At 74.0% G+C, this 18917-nt stretch carries 22 protein-coding genes and 1 pseudogene; 13 read left to right on the top strand and 10 right to left on the bottom strand.

All coding sequences use genetic code 11. The features are described 5' to 3' along the window. The first annotated feature begins 1 nt into the window (after position 1). From ACFW3D_RS23970 to ACFW3D_RS23955, 4 genes are all read left to right on the top strand, one after another. Positions 2 to 661, top strand: a complete 660-nt coding sequence (locus ACFW3D_RS23970) for a DUF5987 family protein (RefSeq protein ID WP_500506858.1) — start codon at positions 2 to 4, stop codon at positions 659 to 661. After that, positions 658 to 2307 (top strand): FAD-dependent oxidoreductase, encoded by a 1650-nt coding sequence (locus ACFW3D_RS23965; RefSeq protein ID WP_500506856.1) that lies wholly within the window; start codon positions 658 to 660, stop codon positions 2305 to 2307. The genes ACFW3D_RS23970 and ACFW3D_RS23965 overlap by 4 nt, the downstream gene beginning before the upstream one ends. 33 nt (positions 2308 to 2340) lie before the next feature. Next, complete coding sequence (locus ACFW3D_RS23960; RefSeq protein ID WP_500506854.1) at positions 2341 to 3285, top strand: MerR family transcriptional regulator; 945 nt, start codon at positions 2341 to 2343, stop codon at positions 3283 to 3285. Positions 3286 to 3460: 175 nt separating this feature from the next. Then, complete coding sequence (locus tag ACFW3D_RS23955) at positions 3461 to 4438, top strand: ABC transporter permease (protein ID WP_500506852.1); 978 nt, start codon at positions 3461 to 3463, stop codon at positions 4436 to 4438. A gap of 58 nt (positions 4439 to 4496) precedes the next feature. On the opposite strand, the gene ACFW3D_RS23950 is transcribed toward ACFW3D_RS23955, so the two are convergent. Continuing rightward, positions 4497 to 5291: an SDR family NAD(P)-dependent oxidoreductase gene (locus ACFW3D_RS23950; protein WP_500506850.1), complete on the bottom strand. Its 795-nt coding sequence runs from the start codon at positions 5289 to 5291 to the stop codon at positions 4497 to 4499. A 55-nt stretch (positions 5292 to 5346) separates the two neighbouring features. Between ACFW3D_RS23950 and ACFW3D_RS23945 the strand changes: the two genes are divergently transcribed. Beyond that, positions 5347 to 6753, top strand: coding sequence for an amidase (locus ACFW3D_RS23945; RefSeq protein WP_500506848.1), 1407 nt, complete (start codon positions 5347 to 5349; stop codon positions 6751 to 6753). A gap of 5 nt (positions 6754 to 6758) precedes the next feature. Continuing rightward, positions 6759 to 7328, top strand: a complete 570-nt coding sequence (locus ACFW3D_RS23940) for a TetR/AcrR family transcriptional regulator (protein ID WP_500506846.1) — start codon at positions 6759 to 6761, stop codon at positions 7326 to 7328. A gap of 78 nt (positions 7329 to 7406) precedes the next feature. Here the strand turns inward: ACFW3D_RS23940 and ACFW3D_RS23935 are convergent, their stop codons facing one another. Beyond that, positions 7407 to 7967: an ester cyclase gene (locus ACFW3D_RS23935; protein ID WP_500506844.1), complete on the bottom strand. Its 561-nt coding sequence runs from the start codon at positions 7965 to 7967 to the stop codon at positions 7407 to 7409. Between the two features lie 132 nt (positions 7968 to 8099). Here ACFW3D_RS23935 and ACFW3D_RS23930 point away from each other — a divergent pair, with 132 nt between their 5' ends. From ACFW3D_RS23930 to ACFW3D_RS23915, 4 genes are all read left to right on the top strand, one after another. Beyond that, entirely contained in the window at positions 8100 to 8714 is a 615-nt protein-coding gene (locus ACFW3D_RS23930; RefSeq protein WP_500506842.1) for a TetR/AcrR family transcriptional regulator, read from the top strand. A 147-nt stretch (positions 8715 to 8861) separates the two neighbouring features. Next, positions 8862 to 9131, top strand: a complete 270-nt coding sequence (locus ACFW3D_RS23925) for a hypothetical protein (protein WP_500506840.1) — start codon at positions 8862 to 8864, stop codon at positions 9129 to 9131. Between the two features lie 210 nt (positions 9132 to 9341). Next, positions 9342 to 9488: a hypothetical protein gene (locus ACFW3D_RS23920; protein WP_500506838.1), complete on the top strand. Its 147-nt coding sequence runs from the start codon at positions 9342 to 9344 to the stop codon at positions 9486 to 9488. A gap of 48 nt (positions 9489 to 9536) precedes the next feature. Continuing rightward, entirely contained in the window at positions 9537 to 10115 is a 579-nt protein-coding gene (locus ACFW3D_RS23915; protein ID WP_500506836.1) for a chloramphenicol phosphotransferase CPT family protein, read from the top strand. Here ACFW3D_RS23915 and ACFW3D_RS23910 read toward each other — a convergent pair. Both ACFW3D_RS23910 and ACFW3D_RS23905 read right to left on the bottom strand, forming a co-directional pair. After that, positions 10105 to 10944 (bottom strand): helix-turn-helix transcriptional regulator, encoded by an 840-nt coding sequence (locus tag ACFW3D_RS23910; RefSeq protein WP_500506834.1) that lies wholly within the window; start codon positions 10942 to 10944, stop codon positions 10105 to 10107. The genes ACFW3D_RS23915 and ACFW3D_RS23910 overlap by 11 nt on opposite strands. Before the next feature lie 254 nt (positions 10945 to 11198). Continuing rightward, positions 11199 to 11591, bottom strand: coding sequence for an SRPBCC family protein (locus tag ACFW3D_RS23905; RefSeq protein WP_500506832.1), 393 nt, complete (start codon positions 11589 to 11591; stop codon positions 11199 to 11201). Positions 11592 to 11766: 175 nt separating this feature from the next. On the opposite strand from ACFW3D_RS23905, the gene ACFW3D_RS23900 reads away from it, so the two are divergent. Next, positions 11767 to 12747: a D-cysteine desulfhydrase family protein gene (locus tag ACFW3D_RS23900; protein ID WP_500506830.1), complete on the top strand. Its 981-nt coding sequence runs from the start codon at positions 11767 to 11769 to the stop codon at positions 12745 to 12747. 19 nt (positions 12748 to 12766) lie between these two features. Here the strand turns inward: ACFW3D_RS23900 and ACFW3D_RS23895 are convergent, their stop codons facing one another. Both ACFW3D_RS23895 and ACFW3D_RS23890 read right to left on the bottom strand, forming a co-directional pair. Beyond that, complete coding sequence (locus ACFW3D_RS23895; RefSeq protein WP_500506828.1) at positions 12767 to 13528, bottom strand: alpha/beta hydrolase; 762 nt, start codon at positions 13526 to 13528, stop codon at positions 12767 to 12769. Next, a pseudogene (locus ACFW3D_RS23890) lies at positions 13525 to 14711 on the bottom strand (MFS transporter). Before ACFW3D_RS23890 ends, ACFW3D_RS23895 begins: the two are co-directional and overlap by 4 nt. Before the next feature lie 73 nt (positions 14712 to 14784). Here ACFW3D_RS23890 and ACFW3D_RS23885 point away from each other — a divergent pair. Beyond that, a complete protein-coding gene (locus ACFW3D_RS23885; RefSeq protein ID WP_500506826.1) occupies positions 14785 to 15543 on the top strand; it encodes a DeoR/GlpR family DNA-binding transcription regulator in 759 nt (252 codons plus the stop codon). An 88-nt stretch (positions 15544 to 15631) separates the two neighbouring features. Here the strand turns inward: ACFW3D_RS23885 and ACFW3D_RS23880 are convergent, their stop codons facing one another. The 3 genes from ACFW3D_RS23880 to ACFW3D_RS23870 form a co-directional block, all read right to left on the bottom strand. Continuing rightward, the gene (locus tag ACFW3D_RS23880) at positions 15632 to 16069 is read right to left on the bottom strand and encodes a Fur family transcriptional regulator (protein WP_500506945.1); all 438 of its coding nucleotides are present in this window, start codon (positions 16067 to 16069) and stop codon (positions 15632 to 15634) included. A gap of 78 nt (positions 16070 to 16147) precedes the next feature. Beyond that, positions 16148 to 16357: a DUF2180 family protein gene (locus ACFW3D_RS23875; RefSeq protein ID WP_500506824.1), complete on the bottom strand. Its 210-nt coding sequence runs from the start codon at positions 16355 to 16357 to the stop codon at positions 16148 to 16150. Positions 16358 to 16487: 130 nt separating this feature from the next. After that, positions 16488 to 17114, bottom strand: coding sequence for a TetR/AcrR family transcriptional regulator (locus ACFW3D_RS23870; protein ID WP_500506822.1), 627 nt, complete (start codon positions 17112 to 17114; stop codon positions 16488 to 16490). A gap of 176 nt (positions 17115 to 17290) precedes the next feature. On the opposite strand from ACFW3D_RS23870, the gene ACFW3D_RS23865 reads away from it, so the two are divergent. Continuing rightward, positions 17291 to 18313, top strand: coding sequence for an aldo/keto reductase (locus tag ACFW3D_RS23865; RefSeq protein WP_500506820.1), 1023 nt, complete (start codon positions 17291 to 17293; stop codon positions 18311 to 18313). 74 nt (positions 18314 to 18387) lie between these two features. Here the strand turns inward: ACFW3D_RS23865 and ACFW3D_RS23860 are convergent, their stop codons facing one another. Beyond that, positions 18388 to 18876 carry a carboxymuconolactone decarboxylase family protein gene (locus tag ACFW3D_RS23860; RefSeq protein WP_500506818.1) on the bottom strand — a complete coding sequence of 163 codons (489 nt, stop codon included), beginning with the start codon at positions 18874 to 18876 and terminating at the stop codon, positions 18388 to 18390. Between the last annotated feature and the right edge of the window lie 41 nt (positions 18877 to 18917).

Here is an 18917-nt window from a genome sequence, read left to right as displayed (position 1 = left end):
GATGGAGCCCCCTCCCGGCATCGACCGGCGCGCGGTGCTGCGCGGCCTGGCCGCCGCCGTCGCCGCCCTGCCCGCGCTGGGCACGGCGGCGGCCCCCGCCGAGGCCGCCACGCTCGGCTCCTGGCCGGTCTCCACCCTGGAGGCCTTCGCCGACACCCTCGTGCCGGGGGAGCGGCGCTCGTCCTCCGACCACGCCATCGCCGGCGCCGCACCCGGCCCGGGCGCCGTACAGGCCGGCGCGATCGCCCTGCTGACCTCGCCCGACCTCCCGCTGAACGCGCTCCTGCCGGGCATCGCGGCACTGCTGGACGCCCGCGCCACCGCCTACGCGGTCAGCCGGCTCATCCTGCTCCCGATCGACCGCCCGCCCTTCGTCGGCCTCTCCTTCGACCATCGCACGAACCTGGTCGCCGGGCTCTTCCGGGCCGACGACCTCGACCGCCCCGTCTGGCAACTGCTCGCCTTCCTCGTCGGCCTGGCCTTCGACACCGCCGCCCACCGCCACACCGCGCAGGCCCTCGCGGAGGGCCACCCCGGCCTGGTGTGGACCGGATTCCCGCCGCCCGACGCCGACGGCCTCTGGCGCTTCCCGGCCCACTCCTACGGCACGGCGCTCGCCGAGCCGCACCCCGCCACCACCCCCTCCGGGAGCCCCGCATGAGCCCCCAGACCACCGATGTCCTCGTCATCGGCAGCGGCTTCGGCGGCGCGATACCCGCCTACCACCTCGCCGCCGCGGGCGCCCGGGTGACCGTCCTCGAGCGCGGACCGCGCCTTGCCACCGAGGAGTTCACCCACGACCTCAGCCTCGGCGCCTACCCCCGCATCGTCGACGTGATCAAGGGCGACGGCATCTCGGTCGTCGCGGGCAACTGCGTGGGCGGCGGCAGCGTCGTCTACTTCGCCGCGTCGCTGCGCGCGCCGTCCTTCGTCTTCGACCGGCGCGACGCGGCCGGACGGCGGCTGTGGCCCGCCTCCCTCAGCCGCGCCGCCCTCGACCCCTGGTACGAGCAGGTCGAGCAGGCGCTGCCGGTGACGAAGCTCGACTGGCCCGACGTCTCCTACGCGGGCGGGGTGCTGGCCGCCGCCTGTGACCGCGCCGGGCACACCTGCAACCCGGTGCCGGTCGCGGTCGACCGGGCCAGGTGCACCGACTGCAACTGGATGCTCTCGGGCTGCCGTTTCGGCGCCAAGCGCTCCATGCTGCTCAACTACCTGCCCGCCGCGGAATCGCACGGCGCCGAGATCCGCCCCCTGCACGAGGTGCAGCTGATCCGCCCGTCCACGGTGCCCGGATACCGCTACGCCGTGGACTACACCACCGTGGACCCGGCGGACTACACCTGCCCCACCGGCGCGGGCACCCTCCACACCAAGGTCCTGGTGCTGGCCGCGGGCGCGGTCGGCACACCGGTCCTGCTGCAGCGTTCGGCGCTCGCGCTGGGGGGAGTCCCGCCCGCCGTCGGCGGCTACTTCTCCGGCAACGGCGACCGGGTCAGCGTCGCGGAGATGGACGAGGGCAAGGTCCGTTCCCTGCTCGGGCTGTCGCGCAGCGCGTCCGTGGCGTACGAGGCCCTGCACATCGGGATGCCGATCACCGCGGCGTCCTTCGACCGTCTCGACGCGAGCGCCCCGCAGTTCTCCCGCTTCACTCTCCAGCAGATCTACTTCCCGACCGTCACCAACTCCCTGGCCCAGACCGCCGCGGGGCGCTGGTCGGGTGTCGCCAAGAAGCAGATGCGGGCCCGCTGGCGCTCCTGGCTCACCGTGCTCGCCATGACCGAGGACGAGGCCGAGGGCAGCTTCGGCGTGCCGCCTCTCACCGGCAGTTTCACCCGCCTGGCCAACGGGCTGGGTCTCGGCACCATGCGTTTCGCACCGACGGCCGGCACGCGGCGCGGCTGGTCCGAGGCCGACACGTACGCGCGGGCGGTGCTGGAACGGGACGGCCTCGCCACCGTCCGCCCGTGGAGCGAGGATGTGGCGGGCACGGTGACCGCCCACCCCCTCGCCTCCTGCCGGCTCGGCGACTCCGCCGCGGTCTCCGCGCTGACCGAGCTCAACGAGCTGCGCACCCACCCCGGCCTCTTCGTGACGGACGGTGCGGCCGTCCCCACCTCCCTCACCGTCAATCCCTCCCTGACCATCGCGGCCCTCGCGGAACGCGCCTGCCCCGCCATCGCCGCCCGCTGCGCGCAGTACGGCGTCGCCGTGCGCTACGCGCCGAGCGATCCGCTCACCGGCGCGACCCGCCGGGGCGAGATCGCGGAGGCGGCACGGGCCGTCGCGGTCCGCGCGGGAGCTTGAGTCTCCCTCAGGGGGAGACGGAAGAGTGGGGGTGTGAACGGCGACGCGCACTACTCGATCGGAGACCTGGCCCGGCGCACCGGGCTGACGGTCAAGACCATCCGCTTCTACTCCGACCGGGGGATCGTGACGCCGGCCGGGCGCAGTCCGGCCGGCTACCGCCGCTACGACGGCGCGGCCCTGGTCCGGCTGGAAACGGTGCGGACCCTGCGCGACCTGGGACTCGACCTGGCCACGATCCGGCGGGTCGTGGACCGGGAGCTGTCCCTTCCCGAGGTCGCGGCAGCTCACGCCGCGGCCCTGGAGGCGCAGATCCGCACCCTGCGGCTGCGGCGCGCGGTGCTGACGGCCGTGGCCCGGCGCGGGTCCACCCCGGAGGAGACGGAGCTCATGCACGAACTGGCCAGGCTGTCCGCGGAGGAACGCGACCGGCTCATCGACGACTTCCTCGACGCCGTCCTCGGCGCCCCCGGCGATCCCGCGGACGCCCCCGCGTTCGCGGGCCTGCGCCGTACCCTCACCCCGGCGCTGCCCGAGGAGCCCCACCCCGACCAGGTCCAGGCCTGGGTGGAGCTGGCCGAACTGTCCCGCGACCCCGGATTCCGGGCCGTGATGCGCCGGGCGGTCGAGGAGCACGCCGCCGACCGCGCGCGGGCCGGGACGACGACGCCGCGCCGCGACGTCGTCGCCTCGGCCGGCGAACAGGCCGGAATCGCCGTGGCCGCCGGCGTCGACCCCGTCTCCGACCGGGCACGCCCGGTCGTCGCGGCCGTCGCCGCGGAGTACGCGGACCTCCTCGGCACCGAGGACGGCACCGAGCTCCGGCGACGGCTGCTGACCCGGCTGCGGACCGCGTCCGACCCGCGCCGGGACCGGTACGCCCGGCTGCTCGCGGTGATCAACGGCTGGCCCGTCCTCGAGAGCCGCGGGCCCGCACTCGACTGGGCCGTCCGGGCCCTGGAGGCCGCCCCCGCCTGACCGGACGGCTCCCGCGCCCGCCACGCCGGTGCGCCGGGAGGCGTCCCCCGTCAGGTCGCGGGGGTGGATCACCGGCAGTAACTTGGGCGGCGGGTTCGCCCCGCAGCCCAGGCCCCGGCGTGACGCCGCCGGGGAGGGGGCCCGGCCTTTCGGAGGGCGCGATGAGGGTATGCCGATGACTCACCCCTCCGGATTGTCACGTTTCCGGCCGGCCGTGGTCATCGTCCTGCTGCTGGCGGTGGGAGCGGGGCTGTTCGCCGGTTCGTACAGCTTCGCCATGGCGCATCCGACGCCGCATCACGTCCCGATCGGCGTCGTCGACGACTCCCCGCAGCTGCGCGAGTTCGTGGCGCGGATGGACTCGGACCTGAGCACCCAGCTGGTGCAGCGGCGCTTCGCCACGCGCGCGGCAGCCGTCGACGCCGTCGACCGGCAGCATGTGTTCGCCGTGGTGCAGACGAGGGCCGGTGGCGGTGCGGTCTCGTTCGACCTGGTGCCGGCCGCGGGGGCCTCGGTGGCCCGCGTCCTGGCGGCGGCCGCCCCGGCGGCCGCCGCGGAGGCCGGTGTGCGGCTCAGCCTGGGCGACCTCAGGCCACTGCAACCCGGCGATCCGCAGGGGCTCGCGATCTTCTACATCACGCTGGCGGCGGTCATCGTGGGCTTCCTGGGTGCGGTGCAGCTGACCGTGCACGCCTCGGAGCTGAGACCGCTGGAGCGTTTCCTGACGATCGTCGTGTACTCCATGCTCGGCAGTCTCTCCATCGTCGCGGTGGTGGACTGGGGCCTGCACGTGCTGCGGCTGCCCTTCCCGGAGTCCTGGGGGATCCTCACCCTGACGATGGTGACCTCCGGGCTGGTCTTCACGGCGTTCTACATGCTGTTCGGCAAATGGGCCATCCTTCCGACGTGGCTGCTCATGGTGCTGCTGGGCAACCCGTCCTCGGGCGGAGCGGTCTCCTGGCTGCTGCTGCCCCAGCCGCTGGGGGCCGTCGGCCGCTGGCTGCCCCCCGGGGCCTCGGTGAACGCCCAGCACAACGCGATCTACTTCGAGGGCAACCAGTACGCCTTCCCGTACCTGGTGCTCGTCGGCTGGGCGGTGGCCGCCGCCGCCGTCGCGTGGACCTGGCGGCGCCGCCGGTACCCGGAGATGTGAACGGTCCGGCCGCGCCGCCGGTGGACACCCGGTGGCCGGGCCAGTGGCGTGCGGCCGGTCAGCGGCGGTGCCGCTGGGCCGTCACGATGTCGCGCGTCGTGCGGTCCGCCGATCCGCTGAGGCGCTGGACCCGGGCCGCGAACACCGGGAACTGCCCGGCGACGGCGGTGAGCAGGCGCAGCTCGGGCGGGGCCACGTTCACCTCCCCGAGGTTGCGCTCGACGGCCCGTACGACCCCCGCCGTGACGCGGCGCGGCGTCACCGTCCTGGCCCCGGCGGGCGCCTTGACGCCCGTGTCGGCGAACATGCCCGCGTCCCTGACGAATCCGGGCTGGACCAGCGACACCCCGACACCGGTGCCGTGCAGGTCCTCGCGGAAGCCGTGGGCGAAGCCGCGCAGGCCGAACTTGGTCGCGTTGTACAGGGAGGTGGAGCGTGACGCGGCCTTCCCCGACAGCGAGCCGATGAGGACGATGTGGCCCCGCCTGGCAGCGACCATGGCCGGTGCCAGCAGCCGCGCGAGCAGGAGCGGTGCGCGCAGGTTCACCATCAGGGCGCGGTCGAGCTCGTCGGGGGAGTAGTCCAGCAGGTCGCCGCTGCTCGGCAGGGCGGCGTTCGCCACGAGGACGTCGACGCCGGCGCAGTCGGCGGCCAGCCGCTCCACGTCGGCCCGGTCCGCGAGGTCGGCGGGGACGGCCCGCGCGTCCAGGCTCTTCGCCAGGGGCCGGAGGACGTCGGCGCGGCGCCCGCTGAGGGTCAACCGAGCGCCCCTGGCCGCGAGTTCGCGTGCCATGTCCTGGCCGAGGCCACCCGTGGCACCCGTGAGCAGAACGGTTGCACCGGCGATGCGCATCCGTCTAACCTCCCGTCTCGTTCGTTCGAACGAACAATAGGGAGAGGGGGCGGCCGTGTCCACTGCCCGTACCGAGGGCCTCGCGGCGCAGGCCCGCGCGCTGCGCGAGGGCGATGTCACCGCGGCGGAACTGGTGGGCGCCGTGCTCGAACGCATCGAAGCCACCCAGCCGACCGTCAACGCCTTCCGCCGGGTTCGCGCCGAGGCGGCGCTGGCGGAGGCCGAGGAGGCCGACCGGCGGCTGGGGCGCGGCGAGCGGCTGCCGCTGCTGGGGGTCCCCGTCGCGATCAAGGACGACACGGACCTGGCGGGCGAACCCACCGCGTTCGGCTGCGCCGGTTCCTTCACGGCCAAGTCCGAGGACGGGGAGGCGGTACGGCGGCTGCGCGCGGCCGGCGCGATCGTCGTCGGCAAGACCAACACGTGCGAACTGGGGCAGTGGCCGTTCACCGAGGGGCCCGCCTTTGGTGCCACCCGCAACCCGTGGGACCTCGGCCACACGCCCGGGGGTTCCTCGGGCGGCGCCGCGGCGGCGGTGGCCGCCGGAGTGGTGGCCGCGGCGCTCGGCTCGGACGGGGCGGGCTCGGTCCGCATCCCCGCGGCGTGGACGCGCCTGGTGGGCATCAAGCCGCAGCGCGGCCGGGTCTCCACCTGGCCGGACGCCGAGTCCTTCCACGGCCTGACCGTCAACGGCCCGCTCGCCCGCACCGTGGGCGATGCCGCCCTCCTGCTGGACGCGGCCGCCGGGCAGCACCCGGGCGACATCCACCGGCCCCCGGGCATCGCCGCCGTCGAGGCGGCCGGACGCGACCCCGGCCGGCTGCGGATCGCGGTGTCCTGGCGGCCCCCGTTCGTCGCCGCCCGCGCCCCGCTCCACCCGGCCGTGCGCCGCGCGGTCGCGGAGCTGGCCGACGCCCTCGCCCGGCTGGGCCACGACGTGGAGGAGGCCGAGCCGCGGTACGGCCTGATCGGGCTGAGCTTCCTGCCCCGTGCGTTCGCCGGCATCAGCCAGTGGAGCGACCGCGTACCGGACCGTACGCTCCTCGACCCCCGCACCCTGGCGGCCTCCCGGAACGGGCGCCTGCTCGCCGGGGCCGCCCTGCGCCGCGCCCGCCGTGCGGAGGGGCGCCAGCACCACCGGATCGGGGAGGTGTTCTCCCGCTTCGACGTGCTGCTCACCCCCGCCACCGCGACCCCGCCCCCTGCCGTCGGCGCCATGACGGAGCTGTCGGGCCGGCGGACCGACAAGGCGGTGATCGCGGCCTGCCCGTACGCCTGGCCCTGGAACGTGCTCGGCTGGCCCGGCATCAGCGTCCCGGCGGGCTTCGGGGACGGTCTCCCGGTGGGCGCCCAGCTCCTCGGGCCCGCCCACAGCGAACCCCTGCTGATCTCGCTCGCCGCGCAACTGGAGAGCGATCAGCGCTGGTACGAGCAGCGTGCCCCCGCCGCGGTGACAGAATGACGGACATGCCCAACCCCGCCGGCACCCGCCAGAACATCATCAGCGCCGTCCTGCGGATCATCGGTCAGGACGGTGTCGCCGCGGTCACCAACCGGCGCATCGCGCAGGAGGCCGGGGTGTCCCTCGGCTCGGTCACCTACCACTTCGCCACGCAGCACGACCTGCTGCGCGAGAGCCTGCTGCACTTCGTGGAGGAGGAGACCGGCCGCTTCACCGAACTGGCCGCGCGGGGCCGGCAGGAGGGCATCGACCTCAAGGGCGCCGCCGCGCTGGTCGGGCAGGTCGCCGAGGGGACGGGCTTCGACAGCACGCACCTCGCGCCCTTCGAGCTGTACGTCCAGGCCGGCCGCGACCCCGCGCTGCGGGAGGCCGCGGCCGAGTGCTTCGCCGCCTACGACCGACTCGCCGCGTCGGTCCTGACCGCTCTCGGAGTACCGGACGCGGAGGAGGCGGCGTCGACGGTCGTGGCCCTGGTGTTCGGCATGCAGATGCGCCGCCTGGCCACCGGCAGCTCCGCGGAGAGCCTGGTCGACGCGCTGCTCCTGCTCGCGAGGGGCGCCTCGGGCCCCCGCTGAGGCGGGTGCGGCGACCCCGGGCAAGAGGCGGCGACCCCGTACCAGGCGACCCAGGGCCGCCGCCTCTTGCCCGCGGCCTCAGCCGCGCGCCTGCCCGGCCGCCTCGGCGGCCAGCCTCGTGACCTCGTCGGCCGCCCGCTTGGCGCGTCCGGAGACCTTCCAGGCGATCATGCTCAGGGCGACGGCGGGTGACGGGGGGAAGACGCCGAGCTGACCCAGCATCGTCACGTCGTCGCGCAGCGCCTCGTGCCGGACGACCTTGCCGTCGCGGATGTCGAGCAGGTGCACCTGCTCGAAGTCGACCTCGCGTCCCGTGGGAGGGATCGCCTGGTCGAGGACGCCGTCACGGAAGCGCACGAACGGTCCGGTGTGCCGTCCCTGCATGCGCAGCCGGATCCAGACCTGGTCGTCGTTCCGGGCGATGCCCAGCACCGGGAAGCGCAGGTCGCTGAAGGCCGAGCGGAGCCAGGCGCCCGAGGCGAGCGTGCCCGCAGGGCCGGGTATCGAACAGGCCGCGGGCGAGACGGCCGCCTCGCGGTTGTGGTTGTCGGGGCCCACGACCTCGGCGGCCAGTGCCGCGTCGCCCGTCTCGAGGATCCGGAAAAGCCCCTCGGCCAGGTCCTTGGCGTCCATCGCCATCGTTCCCACCTTTCGCCCGCCCGTCCCGCGGGCCGGTCTCACCCGGACGCGCGCGCCGCGCATCCGATATTGAGGTTATAGAGGACCGATTGGATAGGTCAAAGCGGCATGGATATCGCGTAGGATGCCGCCATGTCCACCAAGCGCGCTTACGTCTCCCCGCTCCGAGAACAGGCCGCGGCGCGGACGCGCGCGCTGATCCTGGAACACGCGGAGCTGCTCTTCGCCGAGCGCGGCTACGGGCGGGTGACCGTCGCGGACATCGCGGCGGCGGCGGGCGTCGCGTCGAAGACCGTCTTCGCCAGCGTCGGCAGCAAGTCGGACATCCTGGACCGGATCGTCGACAAGGCCGTCGTCCGCTCCGGATACGAGGAGGCCGTCGCGCGCATCCTGGACGTGCGGACGCCCGAGGGCGTCCTCCAGGCGCTCGCCCGCGGCACCCGGGCGGGCAACGAGAGTCAGTTCAAGGCGCACGAGGCGATTCACAAGGCGCTGCCCGTGCACGAGAACGGCGAGGCGCTGTGGGAAAGGGCGACCGCCGACTACCGGCAGGCGCTGTGCGCGGTCGCGCGGCATTTCCTGGAAGTCAGCGCACCCGCCCGGCGCTACTCGCCCGAGGAGACCGCCGACCTGCTCTGGTTCTGGTTCGGCCCGACCGGCTGGCGCACGCTCGTGGTGGAGAACGGCTGGTCATGGGACCGGGCCGAGGAAGTCCTGTACCGCACGGCCGTGTCCGCCCTCGGCTGACCCCGCGGCTCCCCGGTCGTGGCGGAATTCGGTGGGAATGGCGGACGAGACGTCACAAACCCGGGCCGGGCGTCACTCGTTAAGGCGATCCCTGGATTGACGGACGTTCACCGGGGAATGCGTTCTTGCGAAAGGGAGTGATTCTTCATGGATTTGAAGATTCGCAGGCTCGTTTTCGGTGCGGGAATGCTGGGAGTCGTGCTGGGCGCCGTGGTCGGGGCGATCTCGGCGGGCACCCTCTACAGCGTCGCCGTCGGTGCGTTGCTGTGCGCGACGGCCGGGGTCGTCGCGGTCCTCTACTGGGGTGAGCACGGAGGTGCCCGGCGCCGCCGTGTCCGCTGGGCCCAGCGGCCGGAGCAGATCCCGCACCCGCGGCGCTTCGGACGGCTCGACGGCCCCGACGCCTTCCGCTACTGACCCGACGGGCGTCGCGCCCGGGACCGGCACGCGAGAGCGGGGGTTCCCGGGCGCCCCCATACAACGCCCGAAGCGGGGAAGGCGGGCATTCGACGCCGAAGTGGAGGTGCCCATGTCCCCCGTGTCCCACCGTGTCCACGACCGCCGCCGTCCGTCCGATCCGCTCGCCCGCTGCCGGCGAACGCCCCTGCCGTACGCGGAGGATCTGCGATGATCGCCGCGTTGGTGCTCGGGCTGCCGGTGTTCCTGCTCGGGCTGATGCTCGTCCTGTCCGCAGTGGAGGACCGGATCGTGGGTCCTCCCCCCACCCCCCAGCCGTTGGCGAGCCCCAACGCGCCCGGCACGCACACGCCGTAGGGCGACCGCCCACCACGGCCCGGGCGGTCCGGCGGCGGAGGAGGCGCGTTGCCCGAAACCGGCACAGCCACCGACGCCGGGTCCGGCGGCCTCATCGTCTTCCTCAACGGGACGTCCAGCTCGGGGAAGTCGAGCATCGCCGGGGAACTGCTGCTCACCCTGGACGGGACGTACTTCCACATGCCCGTGGACGCCTTCCACGCCATGCGGTCCCGTCGCGAGGTGGCCCCGGAGGAGTTGCCGGGCGTGCTGCGGCGCACCTGGCGGGGCTTCCACCGGGCGGTCGCCGGCATGGCGGCCGGAGGCAACAACGTCGTGGTCGACCATGTGCTCAGCGAGCCGTGGCGCCTGCGGGACTGCCTCGCGCTGTTCCCGCACAGGAACGTCGTCCTGGTCGGGGTGCACTGCTCGCTCGCGGAACTCCGGCGGCGCGAACGGGAGCGCGGGGACCGTCCCGAGGGCCTGGCGGCCCGCCAGTTCGGCCTCGTCCACGCCCACGGCCGCTACGACCTCGAGTGCGATACGACCGAGGCCTCCGCGGCGGAGTGCGCCCGGCGCATCCGTGACTTCCTGCCCCGCAGGCCGTTCCCGACCGCGTTCGAGTCGCTGGCCGCCGTCAGCCGGTGAGTGCCTGGGTGCCGAGGACGGTGAGCAGCGCCAGGCGGTCGGCGTCCTCGGAGCCGGGTTCGGCCGTGTACACCATGATGCGCAGGTCGCTGCCGGTCACGGTGAGCACGTCGCAGTCGAGCGTCAGCGGGCCCACGCGCGGGTGGTCGACGGTCTTGCGGGCGGCTTCGTGCCGGCCGACCGCGCCGGCGTCCCACAACTCGGCGAAGCGCTCGCTGTGCGCGCGCAGGTCGGCGACGAGCCGGCGCACCTGCTGGTCGGCCGGGTAGCGGTCGGCGGCCGTGCGGAGGTCGGCGACGAGCGCCGATTCGAAGGCGGGCAGGTACTCGGGGGTGCGCCGGACCCGCCCGGCGCCGCCGACGAAGTGGTTCCACACCCCGTTGCGCTGGTTGCCGCGCCACCCTGACGGATCGCCCATCAGCGCCGCGTACGGGGGATTGGCGACCAGCAGCGTCCAGGAGGCGTCGTAGACGGCGACCGGGGTCCCGGTCAACCGGTCGAGCAGCCGCTGGACGCTGGGGGTGATGTACGCGGGGACGGTGTCCGGTCCCGGGGGCGCCAGGCCGGCCAGCTGGAACAGGTGCCCGCGCTCCTCCGGGGACAGCCGCAGCGCCCTGGTCAGGGCCTCCACGACCTGGGCCGAGGGGTGGGAGGCCCGGCCCTGTTCGAGCCGGGTCACGTAGTCGACGGAGATCCCCGCGAGCTGGGCCAGTTCCTCCCGGCGCAGGCCAGGGGCGCGCCGGTGCCCGCCGACCGGTAGCCCGGCCGCCTCGGGGGCCACCCGTTCACGCCACCGCCGCACCGCTCTGCCGAATTCCGTCGCCGCCATCCTCCCAGTGTGCTGCGCCGGACGCGGGGGTGCCTGGTACCCCCAGTCCCAGGCAACCCGGTTCGCGGTGGTCCGGAGCAGGCCCCGGCCGCAGTCAAGATTTGACTCAGTCCAAACTGAGATCTACGTTGGTGAGGAGCGAGGGACGGGCCTCGGGGTCCGCTGGGACGAGCGTTCGCCCGGCAGCCGCCCCCCGCACCGGCGGAGCGGTCCGCGCCGACTGTTGGCCCCGGCGCACGGCCGCCCCGCCGGACTCACGCGGTGACCATGCGCGACAGACGGTGCAGGCTGTCGTCCAGTGCCCGGTCGACGACGCCCTCCGGGGGCGCCAGGGTCTCGTCGGAGAACGTCAGATGGATCGTCACCTCGCTGGTCCGCTCATCGGTACGGTCCACCTGCAGCCACCCCGCGTAGCGGTCGTCCTCACGGGTGCCCCACTCGAGGCGCTTGTGCGCGCGGTCGGCCCGGAAGAGCGCGGCCGCGTCCCGGCCCGTGTCGTCGTCGTGCACGGTGACGGCGGGCGGTTCGGCGGCCCGGACGTGCAGTTCGTCGGGGAGCCAGGACTCGATGCTGCCGAGGTCCTCCGCCCGGTCGAAGACACGGTCCGCTGAGGCCGTCATGTTCATGGAGCGCTCGAACTCACTCACGGCGATCCCACCTCCTCAGGGGGAGACTTCGAGTGTCCCTCCACCCCGTGACGGCAGCCACCGCGCCCCCCGTCCTCCCTCCCGGAGCGGCGTGTCCGCCGGAAGCGACCACAATGGGTCCACCGGCGTCCCGGAGCGCCGGTCACCGCCGCCGTCACACCCTGGAGCGCAGCCGATGCCCGGCAAGATCACGCTGTCCGCCTGGCCCACCCCCGTCGAGCCGGTGCCGCGGCTGGCCGCCGCACTCGGCCTGGACGCGGACGACCTGTGGATCAAGCGCGACGACCTCACCGGGCTGGGCGGCGGCGGCAACAAGGTCCGCAAGCTGGAGTGGACGGTCGGCGAGGCGCTCGACGCGGGCGCGGACACCCTGGTGACGGTCGGCGCGGCGCAGAGCAACCACGCGCGCCTGACCGCCGCGGCCGGTGCGCGCCTCGGCCTCGACGTCGTCCTCGTCTTCCCCGGGAAGGAACCCGAGGCCGGGGCCGGCACCGGCAACCTCGTTCTCGACGGGCTCTTCGGCGCCCGGGTCGTCTGGGCCGGCGACGCCGAGCCCGCCGGCCTCGCGGACGTCGCCGAGGACGTCTGTGGTCGACTGCGCGGCGAGGGCGCGCTGCCCCACCTCATCCCCTTCGGTGGTTCCAGCCCGGTCGGCGCCCGCGGTTACGTCGAGGGCGGCGAGGAGCTCCGCGCCCAACTGCCCGACGTCGCCCATGTGGTGGTGGCACTCGGTTCCGGCGGCACCATGGCCGGTCTCGTCGCCGCGCTGGGCGAGGAGCGGGTGCTCGGCGTCCACTGCGGCGCCGTGACCGATCCCGCCGCGATCGTCGCGGACCTGACGGGGGCGGTCACCCGCCGCCCGGTCGCCCCGGAGGCGCTGCGCATCCGCACGGACCAGGTCGGCGCCGGCTACGCGACGCTCCACGAACCGGTCCTGGACGCGATGCGGACGGCGGCGGCCACGGAGGGCGTCGCCCTGGACCCCACCTACACCGGGCGCGCCATGGCCGGCCTCGCAGCCGCCGTGCGCGACGGCGACATCCGCCGCGGACAGCGCACGGTCTTCCTGCACACCGGCGGCCTGCCCGGGCTGTTCGGGCACGCCGAGGCCGTCCGCCGCTCGGTGGCCGCGCTGCGGCCGTACGAACGCGGCTGACGGGCCCGGACGTTCACGTTCACGTCCCGTCGTGCAGGACGGCGTCGACGAAGCGGCCGCGCGGCTCCGGGTTGCCGGTGAACCACAGGGCGAGCCGGTGATCCGCGTCCGGGTAGGTGAGCCGGGTGAAGCGCGCGCGGGAGGCCCCGAGCGCGGCGGCGACCGCCTCGGTGACGGCCGGTGGGATCACCGCGTCGGCGGCCGGCGTCGCCAGCACCGCCCGGCACGACAGGGAGCGGAGGACATCGAGGGCGGGCGAGCTGCGCCAGCTCTCCGGTGTCCGGATGATCTCGGTGAAGCCCTCCCCGAACGGCACGGTCCACGCCTCGGCCGCGTACACGGCCGGTGCGCACAGGCCGACGGAAGCCACCCGGGCGCCGTAGTGCCGCGTCAGGTCGGCGACGGTCTGCCCGCTCATGCTGAAGCCGATCACGGCCAGGCGGTGCCGGGTCGGGACGTGCCCGTCGATGACCGCCCGGGCCTGGAGGAACCGCCGGCGCAGGCTGGAGCGTGCGAGCAGGCCGGTGCTGTCGCCGTGCCCCGAGAAGTCGAGGGAGAGCGCGTGGTGCCCCCGGTCGGCGACGTCGGTGAGGAGTCCGGTGAGCCGCTGCCTGTCACTGTTTCCCCCGCCGTGCAGGACGACGGCCGTCAGCGGTCCTTCCGGGTCCCGGTGCGCGGTGAGCGGGCGCGCCGTCGTGCAAGCGAGCCACTCGCCGTCGCAGTTCGCGGTGAACGGCTCGGTCGCGACGGGGCCCGAGGCGGTGCGGTCGGTGCCGGTCATGCCGTCGGGACCTCCTGGTGCGTCGGGGCGGTGCGGGCGGGCGGGCGCAGGATGCCCGCCGCCCCGGCCGCGACGGCACAGCATGCCACGGGCAGCAGAAAGGTGATGTTGAGCGGCATCAGGTGGGTCAGCGGGCCGATGACCGCCGGGCCCGCGAGCATGCCGAGGTAGCCGAGTCCGGCGACGCGGGACACGTTGGCGCCCGCCGCGGCGGGATCGGTGTGGCCGGCCGCGCTGAACAACTGGGGCACGCAGCCGGACAGTCCGGCGCCGAACACGGCCCAGCCGGCCACCGCCAGGGGTACCCAGGGCGACAGGGCCGCCACCAGCAGCCCGGCCGCGGCCACCGAGGCGCCGCCCCGCAGGACGGCGGCGGGCCGACCCGCGCCGCCAGCCGGTCCACGACGAACCGGCCGACCGTCATGGCGGTGGCGAAGGCCCCGTAGGCGAGTGCGGCGGTGGCGGCCGGCGCGTCCAGCACCGTGCTCAGGTGCAGCGTGCTCCAGTCGTTCGCCACTCCCTCGCACATCATGATCATCAGTGCGAGTACGGCGAGGGCCCAGATGCGCTGCGGCGTCCGCCGGCGGACCGTCGGGCCGGCGTCCACCGCCTCCTGGACTCGGGCCGCGGGCCGCAGCAGGGCGGGTGCCGCCGCGACCGCGACCACGACGCCCAGCGCCCCCACGGCGCCCAGCGTCCAGGCCGGGTTCCAGCCCTCGGTCAGGGTGCGAGCGCCCACCAGTGCGGCCAGGACGCCGCCGATGGAGAAGGCCGCGTGGAAGGCCGACATGACGGGCCGTCCGTAGGCGTGCTCGACCTGGACGGCGTGGGCGTTCATGCTGACGTCCAGACTCCCGTTGCCGATGCCCAGCAGCAGGAGGGCCGCCCCCAGGGCCCAGGCGTCGCCGGCCAGACCCGGCAGGACGAGCGTGGCGCTGCACAGTGCCGCGCCGACCGGCACGACCGTACGGGCACCGAGGCGGTCGGTGAGCGGGCCGACGACCTGCATGCCCGCGAAGGCCCCCGCGCCGAGCAGCAGCAGGAGCCAGCCGAGGGTGGCGTGGCCGATGCCGGTGCGGTGCTCGATCTCCGGGATGTGCACGATCCACATCCCCAGCACGAAGCCGTTCAGCACGAAGTAGGCGAAGGTGGCCATCCGCGCGGCCCGAGGTGTTCTGTTCACGGATCGAACATAGCGAACAGATATTGGTTTCGAAACCTTGCTTTTCGAACGTCTGCATTGTTCAATGCAGATCATGGCTGGTACCGACCGACTCAGGCAGATCACCGAGGCCGTGCAGGAGGCCGGACGCCTCGGCGTCGCCGAACTCGCCGCCCTCACGGGCGCCTCGGAGATGACCGTCCGCCGCGACCTGGAGGTCCTGGCCGCCCAGGGTGTCCTGGAGCGCTACCGGGGCGGGGCGCGGAGCCTGCTGCTGCGCGGTGAGGAGCCGCCTTTCGGGCTCAGGTCCCAGGAGGGCCAGGAGGCGAAGCGGCGCATCGCAGCCGAGGTCGCGGGACTGATCGCCGACGGTGAGGCCGTCGTCCTGGACAGCGGTACGACCTGCCTGGAGGTGGCCCGGGCGCTCGAACAGCGCCGGCTGACGGTGATGCCCCTGTCCCTGCACTCCGTGAACGCCCTGACCGGGGCCCCGCACCTGACCCTGCTCGTCCCCGGCGGGCGGCCGCGGCCCGGCGAACTGGCCCTCACCGGTCCGCTGACGGAGGCCTCGCTGGCCGCGCTGCGCTTCGACACCGCCGTGATCGGCTGCTGCGGGCTGAACGCGGCCAACGGCCTCACGGCCTACGACCTGGACGACGCCGCCGTGAAACGGGCCGCGATCGCCTCCGCCCGCCGCGTCATCGCAGTCACGGAGGGCGCCAAGCTCACCCGCACCGCCCTCGCCTTCGTCGCCCCCGCCGGCGCGCTGCACGCCGTCGTCACGGACGGCTCCGCGCCGCAGGACGCGGTCGGCGCGCTGACCTCGGCGGGCGTCACAGTGCGGCAGGTGTGACCGCCTGCCCGCACAGCCCGGGGAGGGCGGGGAACGGCTGCTCCGTGTGACTCCGGGCCCGGGCGGGGTGGCCGCGCGGCATCCGCGCTCACGCGCCCGCGGTTGCCTTCTGGCACTCGGCGCACAGACCCCACCAGGTGATCTCGGCCTCGTCGACGGCGAAGCCCTTGTTCGCCACGGGGTCCAGGCAGGGGGCCGCGCCGACCGAGCAGTCGACGTCCTCGATGCGGCCGCAGCGGCGGCACACCAGGTGGTGGTGGTTGTCGCCGACGCGCAGCTCGTAGCGCGCGGCGGATCCCGCGGGCTCGATGCAGCGGATGAGCTGTGCCCTGGTGAGGTCGTCGAGCACGTTGTACAGGCCCTGCTTGGACAGTCCTCCCGCGCCCGGGGAACCGACGCCGATCCTCGCCTCGAGCTCGGACGCGGTGGAGTGGGGATGGCCGTGCAGGGCGGTGAGGATGGCGCGGCGCTGTGCCGTGCTGCGCAGCCCCTTGCTCTTGAGCAGGTCGCCCGCCGACTGCTCCATGGCCGCCGTCACGCTCCTTCCCGGGTGTGCACGAGAGTTGACGGAGTCAATTCTATTCGAGTGCGGTCGTGACCGCGCTCAGTCGGCGGTCTCGGCCGTGTGGCAGGTGGCGCAGACGACCCGGCGCGCGTGCAGGCGGCTCGTCGCCCTGCCGAGGCCCTTGGGCTGGTGGACGGGGAGGCGGACGACACGTGAGTGGTCCGCGCAGGTGAACAGGCCGCAGCGGGTGCAGACGCCGATGCCTTCGCTGTCGTGGCGCGCTTCCTGGACGCAGTCGTAGCACTTCACGCGAGTTCGCTCCGGGGGGTGGGGGAGGGGCGCGGCTCTCGTCGCCCCGCCCCTCGAACGTAGAGGCGAGAATTGACCGAGTCAAATCTCGACTGGACGTTCCGGCGTGCGTTCCGCCGTACGGGACGGTTCAGGCCTGCGGCCGCCGGAGGGTGCCGTACCACTGCGAATCGGCGAGGTCGCGGGCCACCGCCTCGTCCCGGGCCGGGTCGCCGATCGCCACCTGGCGTGCGATGACCTGCTCGCCGCCCCAGGCCAGCACCTGGGCGGCAGCCTGCACGTCGACCCCCCGGTGGAGGCGGCCGGCCTCCTGCTCCTCCTCGATGAGCGAGGCGATGTGCCGGGTGAACCGGTCGATCTCCCCCAGCATCGCCTCGCGCATCTCGGCGTCGTAGGCCGCCACTTCCGCGATGGCGGCGAGCAGCGGACCGCGCTCGCGGTAGTAGCGCAGCTGCTCGGCGTAGATCGCCGCCAGGGTGTCGGGGCCGCCGTCGGGACCGGTGGGCCGCCAGTCGCCGCCGATCCGGAACAGCCCTTCCTTCATGTGTGCGGTGAGCCGGATCAGCAGGTCGGTCTTGTCGCGGAAGCACAGGTAGAAGGTCGACCGCGCCACGCCCGCCTCCGCGGCGATGCGCTGGACGCCGAGCTCGGTGAAGGAGGCACCGGCCTGGAGGAGCCGCTCGGTGGCGGCGAGCACCGCCGCCTCGGAATCCGCGCGGCGTCCGGTCCGGCGGGTCGGGCGGGTGATCGATGCCATGCGTGCTGCTCCCTGGTTGACCGGACGCCCATTCCCGGCGGCCGCTGGTTCACCGTACTGCTTCGGACAGTGTGTCCGACATGGTGTCGTGCATACTGTCCGATGTGCCCGGTGAACGGCGCACCGCTGTCCGGTCCGCGAGGCAGTGACACGTAGAAGGCAAGGCAGACGACGACATGCGCTACACGCGACTTGGCAACACCGGACTCCTGGTGTCCCGGCTCGGCCTGGGCACCATGTCCTTCGGCGGGGGCGACCACGACTTCTGGAAGAGGCTCGGCGGCCTCGGCGACACCGAGTCGGGGAAGATGCTGGACGCCGCGCTCGACGCGGGCGTGAACCTGATCGACACCGCGAACGTCTACTCCGACGGGGAGTCGGAGGAAGTGCTCGGGCGGATACTCGGCGGGCGGCGCGACGACGTCGTCCTCGCCACGAAGGTCTTCGCGAGGATGGGCGCCGGCCCCAACGACATGGGCCTGTCCCGCGTGCACGTCATGCGTGAGCTGGAGGCGAGCCTGCGGCGGCTGGGCACCGACCGGATCGACCTCCACCAGATCCACAGCTTCGACCCGCATACGCCGATCGAGGAGACCCTCCGCACGCTCGACGACGCGGTCCGCCAGGGCAAGGTGCGCTACATCGGCGCCTCCAACCTCGCGGCCTGGCAGCTGATGAAGGCGCTGGGCGTCTCCGCCCTGCACGACCTGGAGCACTTCGTATCGCTGCAGGCCTACTACTCGCTCGTCGGCCGGGACATCGAGCGCGAGATCCTCCCCGCCGTGCGCGACCAGGGGCTGGGACTGCTGGTCTACAGCCCTCTCGCGGGCGGCTTCCTGAGCGGCAAGTTCCGCCGTGGCGCGGAGCGCGACCTGTCGACGCGCTGGGGCAAGGCCTCGAACCCCCCGGTCGACGAGGCGCGCGGCTACGACGTCGTCGACCGCCTCGACGAGATCGCCGCGCGGCACGGCGCGACGGTCGCCCAGGTGGCCCTCGCCTGGGTGATGCAGCAGCCCGGGGTCAGCAGCGTGCTGGTCGGCGCGACCCGCATGGACCAGCTGCGGAACAACCTCGCGGCGGCCGAGCTCACGCTCACCGGGGACGACCTCGCCGTGCTCGACGAGGTCAGCAGGCTCGCCCCGGAGTACATCGAGCGGGTGCAGAGCGGCCCGGGTGCCCAGCGGGAGCCGATCGGCTGACCCCGGCGTACCGGGAGGGGCGGGGGCGCGGCGTCACCTGCGGCGGGCCGCGCCCCTTCCCATACGGTCGTGCCTCACTGCTTCGGGCCGGGGCGGACCGGGTGCTTGCTCAGGATGGAGACCCGGTTGAAGGAGTTGATGGTGATCGCCACCCAGATCAGGGCGGAGAGCTCGTCGTCGCTGAACACCTCGCGCGCGGCCTGGTAGGCCTGCTCCTGGGCGGCGGCGTCCGTGGGGTCCGTGGTCACCTCGGCCACCGCGAGCGCGGCGCGCTCGCGCGCGGTGAACAGCTCGGTGTCGCGCCAGGCCGGGAGTACGGTCAGCCGCTGCGGAGTCTCGCCCGCGTTGAGGGCGGTCCTGGTGTGCCGGTCGAGGCAGAAGGCGCAGCCGTTGAGCTGGGACACGCGTATGTTGACCAGCTCCACCAGGTCGCGTTCGAGGCCGGTCTCGGCGGCCACGGCCCGCACGGTCTCGGCGGCCGCCACCATCGCCTTGTAGGCCCGCGGGCTCTGCTTGTCGATGAAGATCCGCCTGCTCGGCCGAACCGCCGTGGTGTCGCTCACCAGCACTCCTTCGCCGGGCCGTCTCCGGCCGCCGTGGGATG

Source organism: Streptomyces sp. NPDC058864, from assembly GCF_042742985.1.
Lineage (GTDB): Bacteria > Actinomycetota > Actinomycetes > Streptomycetales > Streptomycetaceae > Actinacidiphila.
The sequence above is the reverse complement of the archived record's forward strand: the minus strand, read 5'-3'. Positions and strand labels throughout refer to the sequence as shown.

Excerpts from the sequence above, each read along its gene's own strand:
- ACFW3D_RS23970 (WP_500506858.1), top strand. The coding sequence starts at position 2 with ATGGAGCCCCCTCCCGGCATCGACCGGCGCGCGGTGCTGCGCGGCCTG.
- ACFW3D_RS23965 (WP_500506856.1), top strand. The coding sequence starts at position 658 with ATGAGCCCCCAGACCACCGATGTCCTCGTCATCGGCAGCGGCTTCGGC.
- ACFW3D_RS23955 (WP_500506852.1), top strand. The coding sequence starts at position 3,461 with ATGACTCACCCCTCCGGATTGTCACGTTTCCGGCCGGCCGTGGTCATC.
- ACFW3D_RS23950 (WP_500506850.1), bottom strand. The coding sequence starts at position 5,291 with ATGCGCATCGCCGGTGCAACCGTTCTGCTCACGGGTGCCACGGGTGGC.
- ACFW3D_RS23940 (WP_500506846.1), top strand. The coding sequence starts at position 6,759 with ATGCCCAACCCCGCCGGCACCCGCCAGAACATCATCAGCGCCGTCCTG.
- ACFW3D_RS23935 (WP_500506844.1), bottom strand. The coding sequence starts at position 7,967 with ATGGCGATGGACGCCAAGGACCTGGCCGAGGGGCTTTTCCGGATCCTC.
- ACFW3D_RS23930 (WP_500506842.1), top strand. The coding sequence starts at position 8,100 with ATGTCCACCAAGCGCGCTTACGTCTCCCCGCTCCGAGAACAGGCCGCG.
- ACFW3D_RS23925 (WP_500506840.1), top strand. The coding sequence starts at position 8,862 with ATGGATTTGAAGATTCGCAGGCTCGTTTTCGGTGCGGGAATGCTGGGA.
- ACFW3D_RS23920 (WP_500506838.1), top strand. The coding sequence starts at position 9,342 with ATGATCGCCGCGTTGGTGCTCGGGCTGCCGGTGTTCCTGCTCGGGCTG.
- ACFW3D_RS23910 (WP_500506834.1), bottom strand. The coding sequence starts at position 10,944 with ATGGCGGCGACGGAATTCGGCAGAGCGGTGCGGCGGTGGCGTGAACGG.
- ACFW3D_RS23900 (WP_500506830.1), top strand. The coding sequence starts at position 11,767 with ATGCCCGGCAAGATCACGCTGTCCGCCTGGCCCACCCCCGTCGAGCCG.
- ACFW3D_RS23895 (WP_500506828.1), bottom strand. The coding sequence starts at position 13,528 with ATGACCGGCACCGACCGCACCGCCTCGGGCCCCGTCGCGACCGAGCCG.
- ACFW3D_RS23885 (WP_500506826.1), top strand. The coding sequence starts at position 14,785 with ATGGCTGGTACCGACCGACTCAGGCAGATCACCGAGGCCGTGCAGGAG.
- ACFW3D_RS23880 (WP_500506945.1), bottom strand. The coding sequence starts at position 16,069 with ATGGAGCAGTCGGCGGGCGACCTGCTCAAGAGCAAGGGGCTGCGCAGC.
- ACFW3D_RS23870 (WP_500506822.1), bottom strand. The coding sequence starts at position 17,114 with ATGGCATCGATCACCCGCCCGACCCGCCGGACCGGACGCCGCGCGGAT.
- ACFW3D_RS23865 (WP_500506820.1), top strand. The coding sequence starts at position 17,291 with ATGCGCTACACGCGACTTGGCAACACCGGACTCCTGGTGTCCCGGCTC.